The sequence below is a fragment of the Citricoccus sp. genome, assembly GCF_032154715.1.
Lineage (GTDB): Bacteria > Actinomycetota > Actinomycetes > Actinomycetales > Micrococcaceae > Citricoccus.
This window is the reverse complement of sequence record NZ_JALDXU010000137.1, coordinates 1-6,158: the sequence shown is the minus strand read 5'-3', so window position 1 is coordinate 6,158 and position 6,158 is coordinate 1. Positions and strand designations below refer to the sequence as shown.

The following is a 6,158-nucleotide window of genomic DNA, read 5'->3' as shown; positions in this document are numbered from 1 at the left end:
TGAAGGCGAAATTCCTGACTCACGATCCGAAGCGCATCGCCTCCTTCGAGGCCGGCGACGACGGCCGGGTCGCCTTCGCCGTCTCGACCACCGGGGACCGGTACCCGGCAGACCTGGTGGTGGCCGGCGTCGGGGTCCAGCCGAACGACCATCTGGCCGCAGAGGCCGGGCTGGAGACGGCCAACGGAATCGTGGTGGATGCCCACCTGCGCACCATCGACCCGAACATCTACGCGATCGGGGACTGCGCCGCGTTCCCCTGCGTGCACGCCGGGGGGCCGTTCCGGCTCGAGTCCGTGCAGAACGCCACCGATCACGCCCGGCACGTGGCCGGGGTGATCCTCGGCGCCGACGCCCCGTATGCGGAGCTGCCGTGGTTCTGGTCCACGCAGGGCCCGTTCCGGTTGCAGATGGCGAACATCGTGCGGGCGGACGACGAGACCGTGGTGGTGGGGGATCCGGATCCTGCCAGCCCCACGTTCTCCGTGTTCTGCTTCCGCGACGGCATCCTGGCGGCCGTGGAGTCCGTGAACATGCCCAGCGACCACCTCTCGGCCCGGAAGATCCTCGCCGCGGGGATTCAGATCACTCGCGAGGAGGCCCTGTCCGAGGGGTTCTCCCTCCGGGCCGCCTACAAGGAGCGAACCCAGCCCGCGGCGGTGTAGCCGGCGCCCGGCACGTGCGCCGCCCGATCGAAACTAGGCGGGAAGCAGCAGCGCGAGGACCACCACGATCGGCAGGGAGATGACCGAGGAGATGGACGTCGACATCGTGAGCGTCTTGAGGGATCCCTTGGTCGTGAGGCCGAGCAGCGAGTTGAACATCCAGAAGAAGTTGCTGTTCACCTGGAGCGCGAACATCGCGCCGGAGGCGATGGCCAGGCCCATGGCCAAGGGATTCACGTCCACTGCGCCGAGCACCGGCGCGATGATGCCGGCCGCCGCGATGGCGGCGACGGAGACCGAGCCGATGGCCAGGTGCAGCAGCGCCGCGACGAACCAGGCCAGCACGATGATGACAACCGTCGGCATGCTCGCGTCCGCAGTGAACAGGCCTCCGAGGACCTGGTCGAGTCCGGACGCCCCGATCACGGCGCCGAGCGAACCGCCCACACCGGTGATGAGGAGGATCTCGCCGGTCGTGTGGAAACCCGACTGCAGCGCGTTGTTGGTGCTCTCGGTGCCGCGCGTGATCCGGGCGATCAGGTAGGCGCCGAGCAGCCCGATGAACAGCGCGATATTGGCGTCCCCGAAGAACTCGATGACTGGATTGGTGAACTCGAACAGGTTGGCGAACGCGCCGAAGGCGATGAGGACGAGCGGCACGATGATCGGCAGGAACAGGACGGCCAGCGGTAGATCACGCGCCGCCACCGCCGTCGTGGCAGAGCCGGGTGTCCCGGCGGAACCCGAGGTCTCTCCAGAGCCGGGGGTGCCGGCTGAAGCCGAGGTCTCTGCAGAGCCGGGGGTGCCGGCTGAACCCGTGGTGCCGTGGCCGGAGGCGACGGAATGGACCTCTCGGGTTCTGGCCTCCTCCAGCTCCGTGGCCGGCGCCACGCCTTCGTCGGTGGCGGGCTTCCAGTAGTTCGTCCTGAGGATGAGTCGCATCACGAGCGTGGTGAGGAGGGCCGTGACCGGGCCGAGGACCAGGCCGAAGAGGAGCCAGTTGCCCAGCGGGATGTCCATGAGCCCCGCGATCGAGATGGCTGACAGGCCCGGGATGACGAACACGTAGCCCGAGAAGATGCCCGTGGCGAGTGCCCCCGCCATCAACGGCAGGCCGTGCTTGCCGATCTTCGGGGCCGCAGACCGGGCGACGGGAGCGGCGAGGACCACCTGGACGTCCACGTAGATCGAGGGCATCACCACGGAGAGCAGCGCCGCCATCGAGTACGGCAGCCGGTGTGCCCCGACGGCCCGCACGAGCAGTACGACGAGTCTGCTGAAGGCACCACTGGCGTGTAATTGGGCGCCGATGAGCACTCCGAATCCGATGAGTAGCCCGACTTCGACCATGATGTCACCGAATCCCACGGTGATGGCCTCGACGGTGCCGGCCAAGCCCACGCCTGAGGCGATACCCAAGTACAGGGAACCGAGGACCAGGCTGATGACCGGGTCCACCTTGAGAGCGATGATGAGGACCACGATCACCAAAATGGCGATCAGGGTGTGAACGGCGATCATGGTGCTGCCTTCCGCACGGGATGGAGGCGTCATTCATCCTGCGGAGTCGAATGGCCCGGGTTACTGCAACCCGCCGACCCTAACAAGCGAGTGAGCTGCAACACAAAGGAGCCCCGTGGCCTCGACCGGGCCACGGAGCTCCTCAGGGCGCGGGGCTCAGCCGACGGGCGTGCTGTCCGCCTCACCGGAGGAGGGGCGGGCCTTCAGCAGGCCCAGGGCGTGCGGCTCCTGGAAGTTGCGTAGGCCGATCGTGCCCATCTCCCGGCCGATGCCGGACTGCTTGATGCCGCCGAAGGGGGCGCGCTGGTCCAGCAGGGCGGGGCCGTGGGTGTTGTGGAAGACATAGCCGGCCTGAAGCCGGGAGCCGACCTCGATGGCAGTCTGCTCGTCAGAGGTCCACACGGAGTTGCACAGGCCGTACTGCGTGTCATTGACCATCCGGATGCCGTCCTCGAGGTCCTCGAAGGTGAGGATCGGGATGGTCGGTCCGAACTGTTCCTCGGTGACCACGCGCAGGGCCGGGTCCGGGTCCAGCACGAGTGAGGGGCGCATGAAGTGTCCCTCAGCCCATTCGCCGCCCGGTAGCTCGCCGAACTCGCGGACGTCCGCGCCGGAGTCCTTGGCCTCCTGGACCAGGGCCTGCACGAACTCGAGCTGTGCCTTCTGGTGGAAGGGGCCCATGGTGGTGGCCGGGTCTGTGGCGGGGCCGAGGGTGACGGGGTCCAGGCGCCGGGTCAGCTCGGCGATGAGCTCGTCCCGCTTGGAGGAGTGGACGTAGATGCGCTTGGCGTTCATGCAGACCTGGCCGGTGGTGCCGAAGATGCCCATGAACAGCAGGTCCATGTTCTGCTCGGTGAACTCGGCGTCCTCGAGGATCAGTACGCCGTCATTGCCCCCGAGTTCCAGGGTGACGTTGGTCAGCGTCTGCGCGGCCATGGACATGATCTTCTTGCCGCCGCCGACGGAGCCGGTGAAGCAGACCTTGGCCACGCCCTCGTTGGAGACCAGGGCCTCGCCGATCTCCGCGTCCTCGCCGGTCACCACGTTGAGCACGCCGGCGGGCAGTCGTTCCGCCACGCGCTGCACGGCGCGGGTGGTGGCCAAGGGGCAGGAGGGCGGCGGCTTGACCACCACGGTGTTCCCGGCCATCAGGGCGTAGGGCAGGGAGGCCCCCAGGATGGCGATGGGCCAGTTGAACGGCACGATGATCGTCACCACGCCCATGGGCTGGTGGGAGATGCGCACCTCGGTGGGCGGCCCTGGAAGGGTCTCGACGGCGTCCACCTCCTCGGCGAGGCCGATCGCCAGCTCGAAGCGCTGGGCCAGGCCCATCAGGTCGAAGGTCGATTCCCCGACGACCTTGCCGTTCTCGGAGGAGAGGATGGCGGCCTCCTGTTCGGAGCCCTCCATGATGGCGGCCGCGGCCGCGGTCAGGGCCTCGCCTCGCTCGGTGCCGGACAGGGCGGCCCAGGCCGGGAAGGCCTCCTGGGCGGAGGCGACGGCGGCGAGAGCCTGCTCGCGTGAGGCGGCGGCCGCCTGACCCACCACCTCGGAGGGCTTGGCCGGATTGACCACGGTCAGTGTCGCCTCGCCCTGGTGCTCACGGCCCCCGTAGTACAACGGCGTGGTGGGAAGGTCTTGGGGATCTGTGCTTCCCGGCGAGCGGGAAGTGGTGGTGTCAGTCATTATGCCTCTTTCAGGGATGATGAATGCGGCCGTTCTGAAGTGGAATGCCTAAAAAAAGAGCGGTGAAAACCGATTCCGCGATGAGACGGTGGGCCTCGGGGGCGCGGGTGCGACCACGTGAGCCACATCACTTCAAGGATAGTGAATCAAAGGGGTGCGCGGCGCGTCAAGGATGGGATGTCCTTGCAGGGTGGATTTCGTGGACCCGGAATTCCTGCCCATGAATGTTCTGACAAACCCGCAGGTCAGAGTGCCAGTGACCGACTTAGAGCAAATCTGCGTGAAATACCCCTTTACGCGTGGCCCTTGCTGCGCGTAAGGTCTCGAGGAGACATAGATCACATCTCAGCGAAGTGGCTGGGGCAACGCGATTTCCTTGGGGGATCACATGGCGGCAACCATCACGAGGCCGAAGACCAACGTCTCCGAGTTGGAAGATCTTTCGTATGAGCTGAGGGAGAAATTGCTCCTTCTCTGCGGAGAGTATGACGGTTCAGTGCACATCGGCGGCGACCTTTCCTGTGCAGACATATTGACCTTGTTGTTCCAGTACGGAATGCACGTGGATCCAGACGACCTGCGCAATCCCGAGCGGGACCGGTTCGTCCTCAGCAAGGGCCACGCGGCGGTCTGCATGTACATCACGATGGCCATCCGTGGCTTCTTCGACTACGACGACATCGTGCGCACCTATGGCCGGCTGGACTCCGCCTACGGCATGCATCCGTGCAAGGTGCAACTGCCCGGTGTGGAGGTGTCCACCGGGTCCCTGGGCCACGGGCTCCCGCTGGCCACCGGTATGGCCCTGCATGCCCGGCGCAACGGCATGAGCCACCGTGTCTTCACCCTGATGGGGGATGGCGAGACCGGCGAGGGCTCGGTCTGGGAGGCCGCCTTGGCTGCGCACAGCAACAACCTCGGCAACCTGGTGGCGTTCATCGACCGCAACCGCCAGCTGATGACGAGCTTCTCCGAGGAACGCGTGAAGCTCGAGCCGTACCCGGACAAGTGGCGGGCCTTCGGCTGGAACGTGATCGAGGTGGACGGCCATGACATGGGTGCCCTCGTGGCAGCCTTCGACTCCCTGCCGGACCCGGACTCGGACACCCCCACGGTGATCGTCTGCGACACGGTCAAGGGCAAGGGCGTGGACTTCATGGAGGCCAATCTCGCCTGGCACGCCGGATCCCTCAATGACAAGGACCTCCAGCGTGCCCTCGCCGCGCTGGCCGATGGACGAAAGGCGGCATGACCATGGCCACCAACACCGCGAGTAGTGTCCCCACCAACACGGGTTCTGCAGATAGTTCCGCGGCTACGGCGGGCATCCCCGGCGATCCCGAGCCGACCACCTCGTTCACCTTCGGGGAGTTGCTCTCCTCCCGGACCGTGATCGGTCAGACGCTGAAGGAACTCGGCGAGGCCCATGACAACCTCTGGGTGCTCACCCCGGACATCGGGGCCACGCTCGTCGAGTTCCGGGATGCCTACCCGGACCGGTTCGTGGACGTGGGACTGTCCGAGCAAGCCTGCGTTGGCATCGCGGCCGGCCTGGCGAACGAGGGCAACATCCCCGTGGTCTCCGGCATGCTGCCGTTCCTGAGCATGCGTGCGCTCGAGCAGGTCCGCTCGGACATCTGCTATCCCAACCTCCCCGTGAAGATCGTCGGGACCCATGGCGGGCTCGTCGGCAACGGCGGCTCCACCCACTACGCCGTCGAGGACCTGGGCCTGATGACCTCCCTGGTGAACATGACCGTCACCTCCATCGGTGATCCGCTGATGGTCGGAGAGGTCCTTCGCCAGTCCATGTCCATGACGGGGCCGCTCTACATCCGCCTGGCTGTGGGCAAGAAGGACAAGGTGATCTACGAGCCCGGCTCCGTCACCGTGGAGATCGGCAAAGGCATCACCGCCCGCGAGGGCACCGACCTCACCCTCTTCGCGCACGGCGAGACGGTGTCCCAGGCTCTCGAGGCCGCGGAGGTCCTGGCCGCCGAGCACGGCATCAACGCTCGCGTGGTGGACATGTTCACGCTCAAGCCGATCGACGCCGACCTCATCCAGCGCTGCGCCGAGGAGACCGGCCGCTTCGTGGTGGTCGAGGACCACCTGGCCTATGGCGGGCTGGCCTCGCAGGTCTCGGACGTCATCGCGGATCGGGGCTTGCGGCTCGAGGGTTTCCGGCGGCTCGGCATCCCCCAGGTCTTCGCGGGCTTCGGTGAGGACACGGAGCTCCGGGACAAGCACGGATACGGACTGCAGGCCACCGTGGACGCGGCCCAC

5 protein-coding genes are annotated in these 6,158 nt (G+C 66.7%); 3 read left to right on the top strand and 2 right to left on the bottom strand.

Going from position 1 to position 6,158, the window contains the following annotated elements; genetic code table 11:
- On the top strand, positions 1-665 hold a 665-nt coding region (locus RUH65_RS15045), incomplete at its 5' end, for an FAD-dependent oxidoreductase (RefSeq protein ID WP_313818437.1).
- A gap of 33 nt (positions 666-698) precedes the next feature.
- Here RUH65_RS15045 and RUH65_RS15040 read toward each other — a convergent pair.
- A complete protein-coding gene (locus RUH65_RS15040; RefSeq protein ID WP_313818436.1) occupies positions 699-2,186 on the bottom strand; it encodes an SLC13 family permease in 1,488 nt (495 codons plus the stop codon).
- A gap of 156 nt (positions 2,187-2,342) precedes the next feature.
- Entirely contained in the window at positions 2,343-3,872 is a 1,530-nt protein-coding gene (locus RUH65_RS15035; protein WP_313818435.1) for an aldehyde dehydrogenase family protein, read from the bottom strand.
- A 388-nt stretch (positions 3,873-4,260) separates the two neighbouring features.
- Between RUH65_RS15035 and RUH65_RS15030 the strand changes: the two genes are divergently transcribed.
- Entirely contained in the window at positions 4,261-5,124 is an 864-nt protein-coding gene (locus RUH65_RS15030) for a transketolase (protein WP_313818434.1), read from the top strand.
- 2 nt (positions 5,125-5,126) lie between these two features.
- On the top strand, positions 5,127-6,158 hold a 1,032-nt coding region (locus tag RUH65_RS15025; RefSeq protein ID WP_313818432.1), incomplete at its 3' end, for a transketolase C-terminal domain-containing protein.

Bases quoted from the DNA above. Each gene is read 5' to 3' on its own strand.
- RUH65_RS15040 (WP_313818436.1), bottom strand. From the start codon at position 2,186: ATGATCGCCGTTCACACCCTGATCGCCATTTTGGTGATCGTGGTCCTC.
- RUH65_RS15030 (WP_313818434.1), top strand. From the start codon at position 4,261: ATGGCGGCAACCATCACGAGGCCGAAGACCAACGTCTCCGAGTTGGAA.
- RUH65_RS15035 (WP_313818435.1), bottom strand. From the start codon at position 3,872: ATGACTGACACCACCACTTCCCGCTCGCCGGGAAGCACAGATCCCCAA.